The sequence below is a fragment of the Ekhidna sp. genome (assembly GCF_039940915.1).
In the GTDB taxonomy this organism is placed as follows: domain Bacteria; phylum Bacteroidota; class Bacteroidia; order Cytophagales; family Cyclobacteriaceae; genus Ekhidna.
This window is the reverse complement of record NZ_JBDVFO010000002.1, coordinates 446,445-468,026: the sequence shown is the minus strand read 5'-3', so window position 1 is coordinate 468,026 and position 21,582 is coordinate 446,445. Positions and strand designations below refer to the sequence as shown.

Annotated in this window: 17 protein-coding genes; 14 read left to right on the top strand and 3 right to left on the bottom strand. The window is 39.3% G+C overall.

The window, feature by feature from the left end:
* Positions 1-56 precede the first annotated feature (56 nt).
* The 9 genes from ABJF57_RS07335 to rplT all read left to right on the top strand — a co-directional run bounded on the left by ABJF57_RS07335 (position 57) and on the right by rplT (position 7,366).
* On the top strand, positions 57-890 hold the full coding sequence (locus ABJF57_RS07335) for a hypothetical protein (RefSeq protein ID WP_462233832.1): 834 nt from the start codon (positions 57-59) through the stop codon (positions 888-890).
* Positions 826-1,875 (top strand): glycosyltransferase family 2 protein, encoded by a 1,050-nt coding sequence (locus ABJF57_RS07330; protein WP_462233830.1) that lies wholly within the window; start codon positions 826-828, stop codon positions 1,873-1,875. The genes ABJF57_RS07335 and ABJF57_RS07330 overlap by 65 nt, the downstream gene beginning before the upstream one ends.
* A gap of 59 nt (positions 1,876-1,934) precedes the next feature.
* Positions 1,935-2,219 (top strand): hypothetical protein, encoded by a 285-nt coding sequence (locus ABJF57_RS07325; protein WP_462233829.1) that lies wholly within the window; start codon positions 1,935-1,937, stop codon positions 2,217-2,219.
* The gene (locus tag ABJF57_RS07320) at positions 2,219-2,992 is read left to right on the top strand and encodes a helix-turn-helix domain-containing protein (RefSeq protein ID WP_462233827.1); all 774 of its coding nucleotides are present in this window, start codon (positions 2,219-2,221) and stop codon (positions 2,990-2,992) included. Before ABJF57_RS07325 ends, ABJF57_RS07320 begins: the two co-directional genes overlap by 1 nt.
* Positions 2,993-3,031: 39 nt before the next feature.
* Positions 3,032-4,099, top strand: a complete 1,068-nt coding sequence (locus tag ABJF57_RS07315; protein WP_462233826.1) for a tetratricopeptide repeat protein — start codon at positions 3,032-3,034, stop codon at positions 4,097-4,099.
* Positions 4,099-6,042, top strand: coding sequence for a threonine--tRNA ligase (thrS, locus tag ABJF57_RS07310; protein WP_462233824.1), 1,944 nt, complete (start codon positions 4,099-4,101; stop codon positions 6,040-6,042). Before ABJF57_RS07315 ends, thrS begins: the two co-directional genes overlap by 1 nt.
* Before the next feature lie 70 nt (positions 6,043-6,112).
* Positions 6,113-6,667 (top strand): translation initiation factor IF-3, encoded by a 555-nt coding sequence (infC, locus tag ABJF57_RS07305; protein ID WP_462234851.1) that lies wholly within the window; start codon positions 6,113-6,115, stop codon positions 6,665-6,667.
* Between the two features lie 24 nt (positions 6,668-6,691).
* Positions 6,692-6,886 carry a 50S ribosomal protein L35 gene (rpmI, locus tag ABJF57_RS07300; protein ID WP_462233822.1) on the top strand — a complete coding sequence of 65 codons (195 nt, stop codon included), beginning with the start codon at positions 6,692-6,694 and terminating at the stop codon, positions 6,884-6,886.
* Positions 6,887-7,024: 138 nt separating this feature from the next.
* Positions 7,025-7,366, top strand: a complete 342-nt coding sequence (gene rplT / locus ABJF57_RS07295; RefSeq protein ID WP_462233821.1) for a 50S ribosomal protein L20 — start codon at positions 7,025-7,027, stop codon at positions 7,364-7,366.
* Positions 7,367-7,433: 67 nt separating this feature from the next.
* Here rplT and ABJF57_RS07290 read toward each other — a convergent pair whose 3' ends face one another.
* Positions 7,434-7,790, bottom strand: coding sequence for a hypothetical protein (locus ABJF57_RS07290; protein ID WP_462233819.1), 357 nt, complete (start codon positions 7,788-7,790; stop codon positions 7,434-7,436).
* Positions 7,791-8,146: 356 nt separating this feature from the next.
* Here ABJF57_RS07290 and ABJF57_RS07285 point away from each other — a divergent pair, with 356 nt between their 5' ends.
* Both ABJF57_RS07285 and ABJF57_RS07280 read left to right on the top strand, forming a co-directional pair.
* Complete coding sequence (locus ABJF57_RS07285) at positions 8,147-14,230, top strand: T9SS type A sorting domain-containing protein (protein ID WP_462233817.1); 6,084 nt, start codon at positions 8,147-8,149, stop codon at positions 14,228-14,230.
* A gap of 186 nt (positions 14,231-14,416) precedes the next feature.
* Complete coding sequence (locus ABJF57_RS07280; protein ID WP_462233816.1) at positions 14,417-14,896, top strand: hypothetical protein; 480 nt, start codon at positions 14,417-14,419, stop codon at positions 14,894-14,896.
* Between the two features lies 1 nt (position 14,897).
* Here the strand turns inward: ABJF57_RS07280 and ABJF57_RS07275 are convergent, their stop codons facing one another.
* Both ABJF57_RS07275 and ABJF57_RS07270 read right to left on the bottom strand, forming a co-directional pair.
* Positions 14,898-15,791 carry a hypothetical protein gene (locus ABJF57_RS07275; protein WP_462233814.1) on the bottom strand — a complete coding sequence of 298 codons (894 nt, stop codon included), beginning with the start codon at positions 15,789-15,791 and terminating at the stop codon, positions 14,898-14,900.
* A 115-nt stretch (positions 15,792-15,906) separates the two neighbouring features.
* Positions 15,907-16,422 carry a hypothetical protein gene (locus tag ABJF57_RS07270; RefSeq protein ID WP_462233812.1) on the bottom strand — a complete coding sequence of 172 codons (516 nt, stop codon included), beginning with the start codon at positions 16,420-16,422 and terminating at the stop codon, positions 15,907-15,909.
* Between the two features lie 77 nt (positions 16,423-16,499).
* Between ABJF57_RS07270 and ABJF57_RS07265 the strand changes: the two genes are divergently transcribed.
* The 3 genes from ABJF57_RS07265 to ABJF57_RS07255 all read left to right on the top strand — a co-directional run bounded on the left by ABJF57_RS07265 (position 16,500) and on the right by ABJF57_RS07255 (position 21,534).
* Positions 16,500-19,376: a sensor histidine kinase gene (locus ABJF57_RS07265; RefSeq protein WP_462233810.1), complete on the top strand. Its 2,877-nt coding sequence runs from the start codon at positions 16,500-16,502 to the stop codon at positions 19,374-19,376.
* Entirely contained in the window at positions 19,373-20,110 is a 738-nt protein-coding gene (locus ABJF57_RS07260) for a LytR/AlgR family response regulator transcription factor (protein WP_462233808.1), read from the top strand. The genes ABJF57_RS07265 and ABJF57_RS07260 overlap by 4 nt, the downstream gene beginning before the upstream one ends.
* Positions 20,111-20,478: 368 nt before the next feature.
* On the top strand, positions 20,479-21,534 hold the full coding sequence (locus ABJF57_RS07255) for a sensor histidine kinase (RefSeq protein ID WP_462233806.1): 1,056 nt from the start codon (positions 20,479-20,481) through the stop codon (positions 21,532-21,534).
* Positions 21,535-21,582: the final 48 nt, after the last annotated feature.

The following is a 21,582-nucleotide window of genomic DNA, read 5'->3' as shown; positions in this document are numbered from 1 at the left end:
TATAATAAAATACACCTATTTTTGATCCAAATCACCTTTTGTCACAACCATTCTCAATGAAGAGACTGTTGCTCATTTTGTGTTATGCATCGCTCATGTCTTGCCAAGACAGGGTGATTTGTCCTGCCTTCCAGAGTACCTACATTTTGGATGATTCTACGCGTAATGCCTACTTTTCGTACGTGTGGCAATTGGATGAAAACACAAGAGCCCAGTACCTTGCCGGCCAGCAAGGTGGCGATCCCGATGATACGCTTGGTGTAGTGACTCAACCAAAGACTGATTATTACGCTTATGCTGGTGAAAAAATGGTTCCGTGGCGTCTTCAAAAAAAGACGAAGTATGGAATTGTAAAGCAGCCACCACTTAAGCCATTAATTAAGCCAATAAAGAACTATCAGAGGCGCACTGCTCCAATGGAAAATGTGCTTGCACCTGAGCCAATTTCAAACGATTTTGTTGCATCCGATTTCACAGATTCCTTGGGAATTGATTCCTTATCCATTGCAATGGATTCACTTTCATTGGATTCAGTAGCCGCACCATCACCTGTGGTAGCTAAAGAGGAAACCAGGTATCTATATGGTTACGATCCATCAGACAACTTTAACGTAGAGCAGGAGTATTACAATAAATATTTTGGTGAAAAATTAGTTGATAGACGTCCTAAACCTGAGCCGGTTCCAATTGCAACTGACTCATTGGGCAACCCGCTTGCAGATTCAGTCCAAACAAAAGAACCCTTCTTCAAAGGATTGTTTAAAAAGAAGAAAAAAGATAATCAAGCCCCTGCTGAAGAAGACCTAGAGTCAACTACTCCATCCGATGAATCGGAAGAAGCCACAGAAGAAGAAGGTGAAGAAAGTGGTGAAGAAGGAGGTAATGGATGATTTCCAACCATTAGTTTCTGTCGTTCTACCATTTTACAATGCTCCCCATTTACAAGAAGCAATAGAAAGCATCCTTGATCAAACCTACGCAAATTTCGAGTTGCTGCTCATTGATAATGGCAGCTTTGATCATTCAGCCGAAGTTGCCCAAACTTACGCGAGGCATGCGAAGGTGAGACTGCTGAATGAACCTGAAAAAGGAGTCGTTTTTGCTGCCAATAAAGGAATAGCGCAAGCAAATGGAGATTTGATAGCGCGAATGGATGCGGATGATATATCCAATCCAGAGCGACTTGAAAGACAAGTAGAAATGTTCAGGAATAAGCCAGCTTTGAGCGTAGTTTCTGGGCTGGTAGAATATTTAGGTTCACCCCAAAATGAAGGATTCTTAACCTATGTAGATTGGCTCAATTCAGTCAAAACAACAACCGATATATGGTTTAATCAATTTGTCGAGTTTCCGCTAGCCAACCCATCGCTAATGATTCGAAAAGAGGTCTTCACCCAATATGGAGGCTATCAGGAAGGGGATTTTCCTGAAGATTATGAATTCTTTCTTCGTTTGCAGTGTGCTGGAGTGGAAATGGATAAAGTCGATGAAGTCGTACTCTCATGGCGTGATATACCCTCACGATTAACAAGGACAGATAGCCGGTATTCTCAAGACGCATTTTTTAAGGTAAAAGCAAAATACCTGGCATTGTGGTTGAGTGCTCACAATGCATTTCATCCAGATATTTTTATTTGGGGAGCTGGACGACTCTCACGCAGACGTAGTGAATACTTGCTGAATGAGGGCGTCAACGTTGTAAAGTACATTGATTTAAAAGAGAGTGACCGAGTGTTGCATTACACTTCAATTCCGGCACCATCGGAGGCGTTCGTCGTATCATACGTCGGTAACCGGGGAGTAAGATCGAAAATACGCAATTTCCTAGATCAGCAAGGCTACAAAGAAGGAGCCAATTACATCATGGCCTCATAAAAATTCTAAAAATTTTAGTATTTAATATTTTTTACTAAATTTAAGATCAAATTGAAATCATGCAATTGGCAAAAGATTTGATATTAGATGATTATTATAAGCTGAGAATTTCGTCAAAGAAGTTGAGCTCAGGTCGATATCAAGTGAAATTCTTTGCGACAATCCGTGAAGAAAAACAACTGTATGGTTACGTACTTGTAGAAGCTGAGGAGACCCTAAAATCTGTAATTAGCAGAATAAAGAAGCGACTGAAAGAACTGGATTATGGTTATGAAAGCAATCACTTTCATCTATACAATGTAGCTCAGGAATCGCAACGTGCAAATCTTATGATATTTCAATAATGGCTAGAATACCCAATAACATAAAATTCCTAAGGAAGAAAAAAGGATTCACGCAGGAAACGTTTGCGCAGACTTTAGGAATAAATAGACCCTCTGTGGGTGCCTATGAAGAAGGTCGAGCAGACCCAAGACTCACTACTCTTTCTAAGATGGCAGAACTCTTTGAAGTGACGGTCGATGAGTTGATCAATGAGGATTTAACCAGGGAAAATAGAATACCCAAACAAAACGTAAAGGTTTTGGCGGTTACAGTAGATGATGCAGAAGAAGAATACATTCAGTTGGTGCCCACAAAAGCGGCAGCTGGATATACAAATGGGTATGCGGATCCCGAATACCTGACAGACTTACCAAGATTTCACCTTCCTGTATTACCGAAAGGGGGCACTTACCGCGCATTTGAAATAGCAGGAGATTCAATGCTACCAATTGTTTCAGGAAGTATTGTCATTGGAAAATATATTGAACAGCTTAATCACATCCGTAATGGAAGCACCTATGTGTTGGTCACGCACTCAGAAGGTGTCGTCTACAAACGCGTATTTAATTACATAGAAGAGAAGGGTAAGCTTTTCTTAGTTTCCGATAACAAGTCTTTTAGTGCTTATGAACTTGATCCTGCAGAGGTTATGGAGATATGGGAGGCCAAAGCATACATCTCAGTAGAGTTTCCAGACCCAAACGCTACCAATGATTTATCAATGGACCAGTTGATAGGAATGATTGGTAACCTTAGAAATGATGTAGAACGCTTAAAGAACAGCTCCGACTAGCTTCAATTCCACCACTTTCATCCTAACTTTGCCCTTCTTATGCGGGTAGTTGGATTTACATTGATTTTCATATTTTTTGGTTGCTCATCCACATCAACGGACAGGATAGTAGTGCCCGAACTTCATGCAGGGTTCTATTCAGACGCATTAGAAAGAATCAATGAAGAATTAGTATCTAACCCTCAAGATGAGCGCCTGGTTGATCAGAAGTTATTCTATTGCGAGCAACTAGATTGGCCCACTACATGCATCACCGCATTAGATGCCTTCAAAGAGAAAAATGGGATGACCAGTCAGTTGGTGGAGCAATACATCGCATATTATAAACAGCATGAACGTTTTCAATTACTATTGGATGTAATTGATAAATGGAGTTTAGAATATCAACTAGAGGAGAAATTTACTGAGACATACATTGATTGCCTGACAAGATTAGGAAGAAAGGCATCAGCGACAATTGAACTCAATAGATACCTAAAAAACAATCAGTCGATAAATGCAATTTCATTTGCCTCAAAACAGTATCTAAGCATTGGAGATTCAACCCTGGCGGCCTATAATCTAGGGAAGCTGCACAAGCTAGATCCTGAAAACGCTCTCATGTGGGACTATGGACAATTACTTATATCTATCGGTTATCATGAATTGGGCTTTGAGGTAATGCGTGATTACGTAAATAGAAATGAGGAAAAATTTGATTTACAACTATCCTATGCTAAACACTTAGCAAACTTCAACCTGAACCAGGAGGCTAGAACCGTATTGAAAAGGTTTAGCACAAAAGACACAGTCTCTTATATGTTGGCAGATTTATACAAGAAGGATCAAATGTGGGACTCAGCTAGTTTTCTTTTAGAAGTCCTAATAGCCAAAGACTCTTCGGTACGAGAACCAATTTGGAGACTTGCTCAGCTCTATGATGAAAGAGGGTGGTTTCTTACAGCCATCCCATACCTTGAGTACTTAACAGACTTAAATCCACCGGATACAATAGCACAGCAAAAAATAGACCTTATACAGCGAAAAATTGCATATTTGCAGCGCTTAAAATTTGAGGAAAATAAGATTCCAATAATAGAATTACAACCTAAAAAAATAGAAAATTAATGAGTGAGCAAATCACCATTACATTGCCAGATGGCTCTAAGCGATCTTATGACAAAGGCGCAACAGCTCTTGATGTTGCGATGAGCATTAGTGAAGGTCTGGCTAGAAATGTACTAGCTGCTAAAGTAAATGGAGAAGTAAGAGATTCCTTTCGTCCAATAGAAGAAGATGCAAACCTTCAACTACTTACCTGGAATGATGCAGAAGGTAAATCTACCATGTGGCACTCTTCTGCTCACTTAATGGCGGAAGCATTAGAGGCACTGTATCCGGGTATCAAATTAGGAATTGGCCCACCCATTGAAAACGGATTTTATTACGATATCGACTTTAATGGAGTGGCGTTTGATTCTGAAAACCTTGCGGCAATAGAGAATAAAATGCTTGAACTGGCGCGTGAAAAGAATGCCTTCACAAGGCAGGACATTTCAAAAGAAGATGCCATAGCATACTACAAAGAAAAAGGCGATGAGTATAAGTTAGAGCTTTTAGACGGCCTTGATGATGGCACCATTACCTTCTATAATCAAGGTAATTTTACTGACCTCTGCCGTGGACCTCATATACCACACACTGGCTACATTAAAGCTGTCAAGATTCTCAATGTTGCGGGAGCCTATTGGCGTGGAGACGAAAAAAGAAAGCAACTGACCAGACTTTATGCGATTTCTTTTCCTAAACAGAAAGAGCTAAAGGAGCATTTAGAATTGCTGGAGCAAGCAAAGCTGCGTGATCACAGAAAAATTGGTAAAGAACTAGAACTATTCACATTCTCAGAGAAAGTTGGGAAGGGGCTTCCGCTATGGCTTCCCAAAGGCGCAGTTCTTCGAGAACGACTTGAAAATTTCTTGAAGAAAGCGCAACTTAAAGCAGGATACGATCAGGTGGTTTCTCCTCATATTGGAGGCAAAGAGCTTTATGTCACCTCTGGACACTACGCAAAATACGGTGAAGATTCATTCCAACCGATTCATACACCGGCTGAAGACGAGGAGTTTTTATTAAAGCCAATGAACTGCCCGCATCATTGCGAAATATATAAGTCAAAGCCAAGGTCATACAAAGATCTTCCGGTGAGATATGCTGAATTTGGTACCGTTTATAGATATGAGCAGAGTGGAGAACTTCATGGCTTGACCAGAGTGAGAGGCTTTACGCAAGATGATGCACACATTTTTTGTAGTCAGGATCAGGTAAAGAGCGAGTTTGCCAAAGTTGTAGACCTAGTACTTTATGTATTTTCAGCACTTGGATTCCAAGATTTCACGGCTCAGGTATCACTTCGCGATACGAATAATCCAGATAAATACATCGGTAAGGATGAAGATTGGGAGAAAGCAGAGCAAGCAATCAAAGAAGTTGCAGAAGAAAAGGAATTGGATTTCGTGATAGAATATGGCGAGGCAGCTTTTTATGGCCCGAAGTTAGACTTTATGGTAAAAGATGCACTTGGCAGAAAATGGCAACTAGGAACCAGTCAGGTGGATTACAGCCTACCAGAACGCTTTGAGTTGGAATATATCGGAAGCGACAATCAGAAACATCGTCCGGTGATGATACATAGAGCTCCTTTTGGCTCAATGGAACGCTTCATTGCAATACTAATCGAAAATTGTGCCGGTGATTTTCCGCTGTGGCTTGCCCCGGAGCAGATAGCCATTTTGCCAATTTCCGAAAAATATCATGATTATGCGAAACAGGCATTTCTCGATTTACAAGAACAAGACATTCGAGGCTTTGTAGACGAACGAGATGAAAAAATTGGCAAAAAAATAAGAGACGCCGAAGTGAAAAAGATTCCTTACATGCTAATTGTTGGTGAAAAGGAAGCGGCAGATAGTACCGTTTCTGTCAGGCAGCATGGTCATGGAGATGTGGGATCTATGAAAAAAGATGAATTTGTTCGTTTTTTCAAGGATAAAGTGGCTGAACTTATCAATTGAGTTTTGTTAAGAGTAAATAATCACGATATTTGCGTTTTGTTTTGATGTTCAACTAAAATAAAGCAATACAATCGCTAAACTAAGAAGAAGAGGCCCTTCCAGAATTAGAAAAGAAGAGCCCTACAAGGTAAATGACAAGATCACTGCGCGACGAGTAAGAGTGGTTGGAGACAATGTGAAGGTTGATGTTTACCCACTGGATCAAGCTATTAAAATAGCTCAAGAGCAAAATTTAGATTTGGTTGAAATTTCACCCAATGCTGATCCACCGGTATGTAAAGTGATTGATTACTCTAAGTTCAAGTATGAACAGAAGAAGAAGCAGAAAGAAATAAAGGCTAAAGCGCAGAAAACTGTAATTAAGGAGATACGCTTTGGACCAAATACAGATGATCATGATTTCAATTTTAAATTGAATCATGCCATCAAGTTTTTGAAAGATGGAGCTAAGGTGAAAGCATATGTTCATTTCTATGGAAGAACAATTGTTTTCAAGGACAGAGGGGAGATCCTACTGCTAAAGTTTGCTCAAGCACTTGAAGAGTATGGTAAGGTGGAGCAGCTACCAAAAATGGAGGGGAAGCGGATGATTTTGTTCGTTGCTCCAAAACAACTTAAAAAATAATTAACTAGAATAGATAAAGTAGAAATGCCGAAACTTAAAACAAACTCCAGCGCCAAAAAGCGATTGAAGCTTACCGGAACTGGAAAACTTAAAAGAAAGCATGCATTCAAAAATCACATTTTGACAAAGAAAGAGACAAAGCAAAAGCGGAATCTCAGATATATGTCAGTTGTGGATAAGGCAGACGTACCAAACATGAAACGTCTTTTAAATCTGTAATTGCCTACGATTTAGGCAAATGGATTAAGAATGTAATTTTTTTTAAACCCACACTGTGGGTGGTTAAATGTAAAACCCGGTTATTGGTTGAAAGACGCTGATTAAAGTCAACGCACCAATCGCCAAAACAAAACAAAAATGAGATCAGTAAATCATGTAGCTTCAAGAGCCCGTCGTAAAAAGATGATGAAGCACGCCAAAGGATACTTTGGTAGAAGAAAAAATGTTTGGACAGTGTCCAAAAATGCCATTGAAAAAGGATGGCAATACGCTTACAGAGATAGAAAAGCAAAGAAAAGAGAATTTAGAGCACTTTGGATTCAGCGAATTAACGCTGGAGCAAGAGAGCATGGAATGTCTTATTCCGTATTCATGGGTAAACTGAGTGCAAAAGGCATCGAGATCAACAGAAAAGCACTTGCAGACCTGGCAATGAATGAGCCTAAGGCTTTCAAAGCTGTCGTGGATGCAGTGAAGTAAGATTATCAAAGCAATTATTGAGAGCTCATAATGAAAATTATGAGCTCGTTTTGTTTATAAGCAAAGCCTATCCTCTGCTTTTTGCTTTCCCTCTTTTTTTCTTTTTAAGACGTTTTTTTCGATTCAGTTGATTTTTAATCATTCGTAATTTTATTTCTAACTCCGTGTGTTTGGTATTGTGAGCTCTTTCATTTTTCAATACTTCTTTTTTTAGTTGTTCATTCTCAGATTTTAGCACTTTCACAGCCTCTATCAAATGTGGAATGAAATTTATGTATTTGCTTGAAAAACAGCTGTCTGGAAGCACTACAGTATTTTTTCTAAGATCGACATCATTCATTGTGAGGGTTGACTCATTTTCTTGAGCTACCAGAGAGGTTATAGCTAGAATTGCTGTTGTAAGGAATAGTGATATTTTTTTCATCTGTAGTTATTTTTTGTAGAATTCAAAGGTCGATTTGAATTGCTTTTAACTACTTACTATGAAGCGTACAAATGGTGTACGCTAGTTAATTCGCATTGAAAAATCTCAATTTATTGGCTAGATCTAATGAATTTCCTTGACAGGGGTTCTTCTACTTTATTTTAAATATTGCTACCAATAAAAAACAGCACCAGTACCGGTTGATTAAAAAATGCCACATTCAAAGAATTGACATTTTCATGACATTTCATGAAAATGTACTTTCCCTATAGAAAAATGTACTTTCCTAACATGTAATTATCATTTGACAATACTTATCTTTAGGGCTTTATCCGCCAAAATTTAAATGCTGAGTGATGAGAATCCGCTTTTTAAGAAAACCTTTCTTGATAGCCTTATTGGTTACGGCTATTTTTTTTGAATCGAAGGGACAAGACTGTAATTGCGTAGCGAGCGCTACAAACCTTACAGTCACAACAGGCCAAACGGTAGTTGTAAATGCCTATTATCCTGGGAGTGCAAATGCTTTAGCTGGAAGCACTAGCATACCGATCGGAACGAAAAGAACCATTCCAGGGGCTTTTACTGATAATGGAGGAACCATTGCAATAGGTGACTTATTGATGATTATCCAGATGCAAGGTGCTGAGATTGATCCAACAATACCAGATATCACGATTACAATCAACCCAGGAGTGGCTGATACATATGAAACTTCTGATTATGGAGATGGGTCGGGAGGACTTGATCATGCAGGTTTTTTAGATAACGGGAGTTTCATTGCTGGTCAATATGAGTTTGTAGTCGCTACTAATGCGATTGGTGCTGGTGGTGGAACATTAACTATCCAAGAAGGACTTTCTAACTCATATGTTGCAAATACCACGCCAACGACAAACTCAGGAAGAAGAACTTTTCAGGTGATCAAAGTAGGAAACTATAATGATCTGACCGTTGATTCAGGAGGAGAAATAACTACCGTTCCGTGGAATGGAGCAACAGGTGGAATTATAAGCATTGATGCACTTGGTACTTTTGATTTGAATGGTACTATTGATGCAAACTTCGCGGGCTTCAGAGGTGGCCATCTAGATTTGACAGGAGGTCAGAATGGGGATGAAGACAATGGAATTAGAGGCGAAGGTATTGCAGGATCTCCAACACAAGTTTTTGGATATAATGATGATTTTACGACCATTTCTGGTACGACTGGATTAGCAACTGGTTACCCTGGTGGTAGCTCAACAGTTGATATAGATGTTGACTTGGGAGGTGTCGTTTTTTTCAACAGAGATCATACATGGGATGCCAATAGAGGACAAGGTGGTGCCGGAAATGCTGGAGGTGGTGGTCTTTGGAATGGCGGTGGAGCTGGTGGAGGAAATGGGAGTACTGGAGGTGGTGGTGCGAATGAGAATGCTCAAGAATCCGCAGGCGGAGGTGCTATTGGAGTAGAGAATGGAAGTAGACTAGCACTTGGAGGAGGCGGTGGTAGTGGCGGTCAAACTGACCTTGTAAATGATGGCTTTCCAGAAGATGTCAATAGCGGTAGACCTGGCGGGGGTGCCGTGCTAATTAGAGCAGATGTATTTGAAAGTACAGGAACTACTGGAGTAATAAATGCAAATGGAGATGATGGAAATACCTTTAATGCAACAGCAAATCCATCTGCTCCAGATGAAGATGGTTCCGGCGGTGGTGGCGGTGCCGGAGGCACGGTGATTGTGGTTACGAGCTCAGAAGATTTATCTGACTTAACCATCAATACCTCCGGTGGAGATGGAGCTGGTCTTACCGGAATTCAACAATACCTGTCTCCAGATGGAGGCGGTGGCGGTGGGGCCGGAGGCAGCGTTATGCTAGTTCGAAGAGGAGGAGATTTTTCTGCTACTCCAACGATTGATGTGTCTGGTGGAGCCGCCGGTGCAACACAAGGAACTCCTTCCGAAAACTCTACTGGAGGAACGGGAGCTGTAACGCTTCTAACAACACCTCCTGCTGCAAACCTTGATTGCCCGTTAATTACACTAGCAGCTCCTGCACCTGGAGGTGTTCCTGGATCAATTATTTGGTTTAACCCTGATGAAAATGTTACTTATAATGGAAGTCAACAGGTTTCTTCATGGAATGATTTTAGTGCCAGCAATTTCACGTTGACTAATACTGCTGTTAGTGGTATCACGGGTACTACCCCTGATTACATTGCAGGATCGTTTACAGGCGCAGAGGGTAGCTCTAATGCCAATTTCAATTTCAACCCCTCAATTTCCTTCAATGAAGGAGCGGATCAGGATGATTACCTGGCATTCGCCAATTTCACCAATATTAGTACAGCAGCCATTACCACGTTCGCAGTGGTACACATCCCTGCTTCAACGGCGAATGATCAAACCATCTATTCATATTTACCGAATGATGTGCAAGATGATGAATTGGATCTGGGGATAAGCAATGATGGAGGGGCAGATGGAATTAGAAAGCAAACATTGGATGATCCAGCTGATAGAGCAGGGGATTTGCGTGATGGTATTACACGTATAATTGCCACAGATTATGACAATACAGATGTAAATATTTATTTGAACAATGGAACAGCTACCAATGTAGTGCAGAGCGCTGGAACATTGGATGTGGGCGGAACCTTTGTGCTAGGTCAAGACCTGGACGATTTCACAACCCCGGCTTTTGACAACACTCGTGTATTGCAAGGACAATTGGGTGATGTGATGTACTTCAGCAGAATCATTACGGATACAGAACGGCAGCAAGTCTCTTCGTTCTTAGCTATTAAATATGGCATTACGCTAGACCAAACCACAGATCAGGATTATTTGAATTCAATCGGGGAAGCTATTTATCCGGTCGTTACGGAAACTGCTAGTTATGCTGCTTATGACAATGACATAGCTGGAATAGGAAGAGACGATGGTTCACGTTTGAGCCAATTAAGATCGAAAAGCATTAATTCAGACGCTATTATTACAGGAAGCCATACCGATGGATTTGCGGTAGACCGTCAGTTTGTTGTTTGGGGAAACAATGATGGAGGAACGACTTTTAACACGACTGAAATAAGTACAGGAATCACCAACAGAATTCAGAGAGAATGGAGAGTGGCAGTGGCAAACTCACCCAATCCAGTAGATTTTTCTTTTGACCTAAGCGGAACGACCAGTACACCCGCCGTATCAGCAAATTTGGCACTTGTTATTGATGATGATGGTGATTTCAGTAATGGATTTTTGAGAACTGTCTCAGCAAACTCATGGGATGGTTCTACGGCAACATTTGATAATGTGACGCTTAATGATGATGAAGTATTCACTGTTGCTGAGGTGCCAGAGACCCCTGGTGGCGTGTCAAATTTGACTCTTTGGTTGAAAGTGGATGCCGGACTTTCTGAAACTGGCGGCTCTGTTTCAGCTTGGGCTGATCAAAGTGGCAATAGTAATGATGCAACGTCTGGAAACAATCCTACTTTAATTGCAGACGCAATAAACTCCTATGGAGTGGTTGATTTTGATGGGACCAATGATAACATGGATGGCGCTGCTGGATTTAATACACAAAGTTATTTCATTGTAGCTCAACCCGATGTAGCAGTAGATGGTACGGCTAACGGATTTGTTTTAGGTTTTGAAACGGGAGGTAGCACTTTTAGTGGGTTTTTGTTAGGAACCAATGTTGACGGATATGTGCCATCAGATAGAATTGTTCATGTGGTTGGTACAAACGGTGATGGTGATGAATATCGATCGGGACGACCTGATGGAACCTTTACGGCTTTGGATGAGCCTGTTATTTACAGTTCAGCCAACAATACTGGAGCAACAGTACAAGATATTTTTTCGAATGGAGCTGACATTAACCCTGAACAATATGCAAATGCCTTAAAAAACTTGACTGACGAACCTTATAGACTTGGGAATAACTATGCCAACAGCAACTTTTATGATGGAGGAATTGCTGAAGTGCTAAGTTATTCAACAGCATTAAGTACAACTGAGAGAGAAAAAATCCAATCTTATTTGGCAATCAAATACGGTATCACTTTAGACGGAGATGAAACAGATTATATAGCATCTGATGGAAACTATATCTATGAGACGGTAATTGCACCTGCTAATTACAACAATGATATCGCTGGAATTGGAAGAGATGATATCAGTCAATTAGATCAAAGAAAGTCACTAAGTGTAAATGCGGACGCGATTGTCACAATGGCACTTACTGATAATGCAGGAACGTTTGCTAGCCCCAATGCCGCCACTGCCAACCTTTCGTTCCTTGCTTGGGGGAATGATAATGACGATGATGGTACGATTGAAGACATAACAACCGAAGTACCTTCGAATGTAGTGACCCGTCTGGATAGAGAATGGAGGGTGCAAGAAATAGGAACGATCGGCAATGTCACGATGGAAATTGATATAAGTGGAGTAACTCCAAATGGAGGAGGAGATTTCACGGGAAGTAATGCAGCAAATTTCTTGCTATTGATCGATGATGGAGGAGATTTTAGCAATGGAATTACCCGAAGCGTAGATCCTGCTTCTTATGATGCGGTCAATGAAATCCTTACGTTTGATGTAGACTTTGTTGATGGGGATATATTTACTGTAGCAACTTCATTGGCCCCAAATGGTCCAGGGGGTGTGACTAATAATTTGAGCCTGTGGCTGAAAAGTAATGAAGGAGTTACATCTGTTGGTGGAGATGGTACTGAGGTTACTAACTGGGCTGACCAATCGGGAAATGGATTGGATTTTGCAAGTCAGGTGTTTAGCCCAGGAGAAACACAAATAGGTCCAACATTGGTCAATTCGGATCCAAATTTTAATGATAATCCATCATTTACATTCACAGATAATTATTTAGCAAGGGATCCTTTCAACTCATTCCCGGGGACAGATTTGTCTGCCATTATTGTAAGTAGACCGGATTTAACCGCAACAGGCAATAATCAGGCATTGTTGAGCTATGGAGCAGAAGTGTTTCAGCTCAGAAGCCTTGATAACCTATTAATCGAATACAATAACGGAAACAATACCATCGGACTGGATATTTTAGGTTTCACTAATATATTATCAATAGCTGCCGACGATTTAAATGATGAAACCAACATATTCCTCAATGGTGTAGCTGATGCAGGCAATCCGAATGGGACCACTCTGGCTGGATTTGCCAATAATGATGAGTTTGTTATTGGATATGACTCAGATAGCGATCAATCTCTTGATAACAATGAAGAATTTGTGGGAAGTGTGGCTGAAGTAATACTTTATAATTCAGAATTGACAGATACGGAACGCACAAGGATCGAATCTTACCTGGCAATTAAATACGGTATTACCTTAAACGGTGGAGATTATGACTATGAAAGTGCAGATGGGACCATATTTTTTCCAGGGAATTCAGATACGGATTTTGCATCGTTCAGGACAGATGTGGCTGGTATAGGCCGTGATGATAATTCTGATTACGAGCAACTGACATCTAGTTCAATCAACAGTACGGCAGTGTTGTCGATAGCTAAAAATGCGGTTTTTGGTGGGAGCGACCAATATGTGGCATGGGCGCACAATGGAACAGTCATTACAGCCTCTGCGGCAACAGATTTCCCTTCTGGTACTGAAGGTAGATTAGATAGAGCTTGGAAAATAAAACTTACAAATGCTCCAAGCGGCACCATTGACATGACCTTTGACCTAACCGGTGTCAACGTTGACAATGCGGCAGACTTAAGAATTATTGTTGATGCAGATGGTGATTTTAGTGATGCTACACTGTTAAGTCCCACTGTCGTCCAAAATGGAAATAGCTATACATTTTCGAATATTGATCTATCTGATTTTACTGACGGCTCTTTCTTTACGGTTGCAAGTATCGATAATGCAGACACACCGCTTCCGTTAGATTTCTTATCATTTGTGGTAAATGAAGTAGGAGGGAACTCCCTACTTAAATGGACAACCACCAACGAGGTAAACGTTGACCGTTTTGAGATCGAGCGAAGCGGAAATGGAGTTGACTTTGAGGAAATAGGTCAACTGAAAGCGAATAATAAGTCAGATGGAATTAATGCGTATGAATTTTCAGATACTCATCCTTTGAATCAGGTCAATTACTATAGAATCAAACAGGTAGATTTCGATGGGGCATTCGAGCATACCAGAATTGAATTTGTGATTATTGATGGAGGTAAATGGGAAGTTAACGTCTATCCAAATCCGACAACAGACATGTTGAATATAGCTACAACATTGCGTACATCTGGTAGAATGAAAGTAGTTGACATGTTTGGAAAAGTGGTCATGGATTACCCAACTGTTAATGATCGAGTCAACTCAATGGATGTGTCTAATCTAAAAACAGGTGTGTATCAGCTGGAATTTAATTCTGTTCTAGGTGTTCAACGGGTTAGGTTTATCAAAAAATAGTATTTAGAACCAAAAACGGATTGAATCCTGGCACTTGCGTAAGATCTGCGTTTAAGCTTCAGGTTCTTTCTTCGTTGCTGAATGTTACTTTGAGCGTTTTTTGTTTGAATGAGGAAGCCAGTATTTTTCTTTTAGTACCTCATCGTTTCACGAACTACTTTTCAGTGCTTAGCTTTAGGCCTGTTAATGAGAAGGGGACAACTATTATTTTTGATAGGTGTATGCGCGTGCGCATCACTTAAAACTGGCTCGATCCAGATGAATGGCGATGAATACAAAGCTGTCGATTTGGATTTCGAAAATTGTGCCATGGGTAAATCCTACAAGTTTATTGAGGTAATGGTGCCTGTTGAATTTAAGCTCTCCAAGCATGATAATGATGGATTCTGCGAGTATCGTTTTGCTTATAAGAATGAAGCGATATTTTATGTTTCGTCCAATACATTTTCCGGATCCATGCTCAACTATGAGAATAGACTGAAAAACCACATTTCAACCTACTCGACTAATCGCAGTGAGAACGATACCATCAGAAACAATGGTAGGGAAATGAATGGCAAATATTGGCTTGAATGGATAAACGGTGGCTATGCAATAGGTTACTTCAATGCGGACGATTCCTTAAAGTTTGAGGAGACTTTAGCATCAATAAAGCTTTCCAATTAATCTAATAACGTGCTGATACTGGCAAAGGAAAAGTGTATGGCTCCCCGTCCATCACAAGCGCACTTCCATACGGCAACTCTATTCTGAGCTTCTTTTTTAAATCCTTACGGATCATGTTTTCGTGATAAAGTGCACGAATTTCTCTTGTAGATACCACTCGCCCATTTGCATAGGCAAGACGATCATCTAGAAGCCCAAAATTGGCATCATAAGCATGAGAGAGTTCGTGTGCCAATCTAATTTTTTTCAGAGACGGTGTCCAACGGATTTCGGCTCCAGATCCTATTTGATCAAATGGCGCATAGTCGACAACAAGCGTATCCTTATCCAAAACCTGAAATGCGTAGGCATTGTTGTTCAGGACGCCAAGCCTCCCATCAAGTATCGGAACAAGCATATAGCTATAGATACAGGGAACAATGGCTATTGTGAATTTATTCTGAGAGTTTTGAAGTGTTTCTATGATGTTTCGAGCATAAGCAGATTGTTCGTAAAGGCTATTCAATGCACTTACGGTTCTTCTCAAATCCTTTGCATATGCCGTTTCATATTCATTGAATTTTAACTCCTGGTAGTCACACTTCAGTTCTGTGAAAGAGTAGGTTTTCATATGCTTGTATAAAAACTCTTTATCATCAATCTTGATCCATAAACCTTTTTCTGATTGTGTTTTTGTTTTACCAGCATATGATTTAGCTCGGAGCTTCTGTGCTTTGATTCCCAGCGGACTCAACTCATTGAATCTAAAATTTTCCAGTGTTAATCCATTGGCTTTTTTGTCACCTAGGTGCTTCAGAAGATCATTTAAGTCCTCTTTGTATTGTGCGTTACTGCTTATTGATACAATAAAAAACGCGACCGATATCCAAATTTTAGATGTTCGGAATGAAGCCATTGTAGTAGTCCAGATTAAATTGAGTAATCACCTTGTAAACGAAGTGTCAAGATTCAGGACTGAAAAAAAAGAAGAAAATAAGGCTATTTGTAAAAAAGAAGATTAATTATTGTTCTTATTCAAGCTTGAGGTGATGGATGTGCTCATCAATGATGTCAATGCGGTAGGTGATACTGTTTAGATACTGGATCAATTCTTTTTCAAATTTTTTGATATCCTTCTCATATTGCTTCAACGTCTTCTTGTCAAAAGTATCATCGATCTCCTTCAGCATGTCACATTCGTTTAAGATGAATTGTTTAAAGTTAACAGTAGAGTATTCCGTTTCTAATTTTTCAATATCCTGCAGTGTCGCTTCGGCTTCCTTATCTTGGGTACCTTCATATTTGGCCTCCACGATGAAGTAAAGCGTGGTGTCCCAATGGTGAATTTCATCTAAAAGATTAATCGTTTTTATGCGATTTTTTTCAGATGAACAGAAGTTTTGTATCCCCTGGTAGTCTTTGAGAGCTATTGCGGTTTCATCCCATTGTACAGTTAATGCGTCAATTACCTTTACGATATTGTCCTTTTGCTGTGCCATGGTGGAGATGCTAAGAACAACCAATAAGAACGATACTGCTTTTTTCATAATCATGATTTTGAAATAATCCATTTCAAGGTAGAAGATTCTCTAATATTAATAAAATACTCCAATAACTTTAGCACGTGAGATTGAGACACTTGCTCTTAAGTATTTCGATATTGTTTTCTTTCAGTGGTGAATGCCAGTCTGTAAATGAAACCAATTATACAGTAAAAGATGGTTTGCCATCAAATACGGTTTACTGCGTACGTCAAGATAGTCAAGGCTTTGTTTGGTTCGGTACAGATGCCGGCCTTAGCCGTTTTGATGGTGCAAAGTTTAAAAATTATGGTTTGAAGGAGGGCTTGCCAGACATGGAAGTTCTCAATTTCTATGAAGATTCATTCGGACGAATTTGGATATACACGTTCAATGGGAAGGTGTGCTACATCGAAAATGGTAAGATTCATAATTCCATAAATACGCCGTTTTTGAAAGGTGCGGATGCTAATTCACGTATCACGGGTATTGCAGAAAAAGACGGCATAGTTTTTATCTCATTTCATAAAAACGGAATTAAAATAATAGATAAATCTGGTATCATAGCTGAAGAAGTGGATGAATCTAGCTTTATCTACAGTTACGTTTCGGTTATGGATGACAAGTATTGTTGGGTTGAAGTGGGTGATAGAAAACTTAGTTTGATTACGGGATCCGTCCATGCCACAAATTCAACAAGAGATTCATTGCTTATCAATGACTTAAAAGTGGTTAATACATTTTCCTACATTATTTCCTCCGGGAAAGACCTTATTGGAATTACGCAATCAGAAAACAATCATTTTATATTAAGGGTGAATACTCTGAATAAAAATGTTGTTCAAAAGGAAATTGAAGATTATAAAATTTATAATCTTTTTAATACAAAAGACCAGATTCTCCTTTTTACGGAAAGAGGTGTGAAGAAATTCAACAAAGAGACTTTTGAAATACTTGATTTCATAAACCTTCCAGAAACAACCAATTTTATTGAAGATACGGAAGGTAATTCCTGGATTACGACACTAAATAATGGTGTTTATTTTCAACCGAAAATTGAATTAAGAAAGCACTATTTTGATGAAATTTTCCAAGCAAAGAGCATATTCACATATCAAGATTCTTCTATTTACATAGTCTATCAGGAAGGCAAAGTTGGCTTGATTGATCAAACAGAGGAACTTCATTATTTGCATCAAATAAAGGACAAGTCTTTTCTCAAATCCATGTATGTCGATTTTGATAGACAAGTCTGGACCTTGAATTACTCTGGCCTAAGACAAAATGGGGTGCTAACAAAAAAGGAGTTTACTGCAACAAATGTTAGTTACCTCGATGATGGAGTTTTCATTTTTCAAAGCCCAAACTTCTTGATCTATTGGAACATTGATACGAATAAACGAATGAGATTGGAACTGGGTAAACTTGGCAAAATTTGGGATTTTAAAAAAATAAGAGATAACGAATTTCTGATTGCCAGCGCAAAAGGTCTTTCCGTACTAAATATTCAAAATGAAACCCTTGTTTTTTGTAAAGCCTTTGACAATATCCGTATCACAGATATCGAGCTCGACGCTTTTGGTAAACTCTGGCTATCCAGCAACGGCTATGGTCTCGTACGTATTGACAATAGCTCTCTTGCAACTTTATCTTTCGAAGAGGTTCTAAGCAACCGGGTCGATGACTATTCAGATGTATTCGGAAAAATCTTATCGGTAGATTCTGTCATTTACGCAGCTACACCTAAGGGCATTAGCAAAATGCTCATCAATGAAAGTGGTGTTTTGGATAGCTATCATATTTCCAGATCAAATGGACTTGAACCTGCAAGAATTAATGATCTAGCATATTTTCAGAATCGGATCTATTCAGCTCAGGATAATGGTCTTTTTTCCTTTTCTCACATTGAGACTTTCAACGAAATGGCTGATTTTCCCGTGATAGTAGATAAGGTAGTCGCGAATGACTCCACGTACTACAAACAAGATCGAATGATCTTTACGCATGAAATTAGCGTGGTTCAGATTGAATGCAAGGCTGTCAATTTCAGAAATCAAGACAACATTCGATATCAATTTAGATTGTTGGATAGTGAGTCCTCGCGGGACCAGAAATGGAATGCGAGTCAGAGCAATCAATTTGTTTTCTCGAATCTTTCTCCAGGTAATTACACGTTTGAGGTTAGAGCGCGGACAGTAAATAGCGCATGGACCAAACCAACGGCACAAAGCTTTGTTATCAAAACCATTTTTTGGCAAACACTCTGGTTTAAAACGGTGTGGATTTCATCATTGGTCCTATTTTTCATTTTAGCATATTTACTATACACCTCCGAACGAAGAAGAAAAAAAGAACTAAGAAGAAAAAAAATCGAATCAGATTTAAAAGCACTTAAGGCACAAATAAACCCTCACTTTCTGTTCAATTCAATCAATTCGATTCAATCATTTGTGCTAGAAGGGAATAATGAACTAGCTGAAGAATACCTGGTAAAGTACGGTAAATTGATTAGGACTACTCTAAATCACTCCAATGTGCTTACTGTATCAATAAAGGAGGAGATTGAGGCGCTTGAAAGATATGTGGAATTGGAGAAGTTGAGGCTATTGAAATCTTTGAATTTCAACATTCAGACTAGCCGCCTAGATGCTGGTTCGGAAAGGATTCCGTCCATGATAATTCAGCCATTGGTTGAAAACTCCATATGGCACGGTATTCAACTTGGGAATAGAACAGGAGAAATTACATTGAGCTTCGAAAAAGTCGGAAAGAGTATAAAAGTAACAATAGAAGACAATGGCAATGGATTTGAGGTACAACCCATCATGACCAACAATGAACCTAGTGGAATTCAGCTTGTGAGAGAAAGAATCGACCTCATAAACAAACTTCAAGGATATGATTCTAATTTTGAAGTGCAGTCCAATGATGAAGGGACAAGAATCATTTTTACTTATCCATCAGATTTAGTTGAATTATGATAAAATCATTGATAGTTGATGATGAACCAAGAGCCATAAAAGCTCTTGAGATTTTACTTGAGAAAAATTGCCCGGAAGTAAGGATTATTGGCACTGCGTCCAATGTAGATGATGCATATCGGCAAATTGTGCTCGAAAAACCAGCACTTGTTTTCCTAGATATAAACATGCCTAACGGGACTGGTTTAGATCTCATTGAGAGGATAAAAGATACGGAGAGCGCAAAAGTGATTTTCACTACTGCACATGATGAATTTGCAATAAAAGCCTTTCGACTTTCTGCCATTGACTATCTGTTAAAACCCATCGATAAAGTTGAATTAATCGATTCAATTAATCGTTTTAAAAAGCATGTAAGTAAATCAGCTAATGAAGAGCTTACCGTGTTGTCGCAACTGCTGGACAAACAAAATGGGAAACGTATTGCTATCAACACCGTGGATGGAGTGCATGTAATTAATTTGGAGGATGTTCTTTACCTTTCTTCGGAGAAAAACTACACTACTTTCCATTTTCAAGGATCAAGTATTTTGACTTCAAAGCCACTGGGTGATTATGAGAAAACCTTATCCGAATATCAGTTTATAAGAGTTCATAGATCTTACATTGTAAATCTTAAAAAAGTTAAAGAGTTTCATAGGAAGAGGATGGAGATTGTACTAGATAATGAATGCTGCATCGAAGTATCCAGAAATAGAAAAGAGCTTTTGATGGAAAACCTCAAAATTGTTTAGCACTATTCGTTCATTCAATCATACCTTTCATACAGTAAAATTAGGCCTTCGTTCATTGCTGAATCAAAAAGAACTTTTGTTTCAGGGCAATTGATACATTAGCCGGATGAAAGATACTCTGTCAATTCCAAGAAAATTTCAACTGCTGGCAAAAGTGACTATGCTTGGTAGCTTGCTTGTTCTATTTATGATTTGATTGGAGAAGTAGAAGCGGATAGCCAAAATCCTGAAGGAGAGAATAATTGAAATTTTACTTCGTTTTTTTATATCACTTTGTATCCGGTATGTGAAGGTTTGATCGAAAAGGGTTTCTCATTGTGAATATTTATTTAGAAATTAAGAGCTAGCCAACTAGCCAACTTGCACCAATGAGTGAGAAAGAACTGAGTTTCGACCCCTTAATTTATACTGAGGTCTTCGAAATAAGTCCACAAGGAATATGCCTGATAAGCGATAGAGGAATATACCTCGATGTAAACCAAAAATTCGCTGAGCTTCTTGGGTATTCTTCAAAGAATGATTTGATAGGGAAATCAATCGAAGAAGTTACACATCCAGATGATTTCGAGGCAGACCGGATTATGACGGAAAAGATTTTCTCTGGGTCGATTGATTCTTTTGAGTTAGATAAGCGATTCCTAAAGAAAAATGGTGATGTCACCTGGCTAAAACTACATGCAAGAACTTATCAAAAAAAGTATGGCATAGGTGTGCTGGAGCCAATTAGTGAGCGGACCAAATTAGAAACAAGAATAGCTAAGCTTAAGAAGGATCTGGATCAGTTTACCTATCGGATTTCACATGATATACGTTCTCCCGTAGTGAATATCCTTGGGTTAACCTCCATGGATTGCAAGACAGAAGAGGAGTTTCAATACCTCATGAAGCAAATAAAGGTAAGCGCTCTCAAATTGGATCATATTATACGTGAAATTGCTGATTATGCTCACAATAGAAAATTTCCGATCAGAGAAGAAAATGTTAACCTGGTAGAGTTGATAGAGCAAATTTGCGCGGATGCTTTAACTGAAAAGACGAACGAGAAATCAATTGACATCAAGCAAGATATTAGACATAACAATGGGGTGAAAGTCGACCATTCCAGGTTAAATATTGTTTTAAAGAATCTGGTACTGAATTCACTGGCTTTCGGAAAAGACCAGGGAAGTACTGTCGTATCGGCTGAGGTTGTTGACTCAGAATTGATTTTAAACATTAAAGACGATGGCGTGGGGATTAGAAAAGATATACAAGCCAAAATTTATGACATGTTTTACAGAGGCAGTAACATAAGTGAGGGCGCTGGATTAGGCTTATTCATTGTAAAAGACATTCTCAAAGAGATCGATGGTGAAATATCATTTACCTCAGAAGAGGGGACTGGTACTGAGTTTATCGTAAGAATCCCTCTGGATCGTCAATGACAAAGAGGCCGGTTACAAGGCTGCATAGTAAGTAGGGTGAGTTTCCAG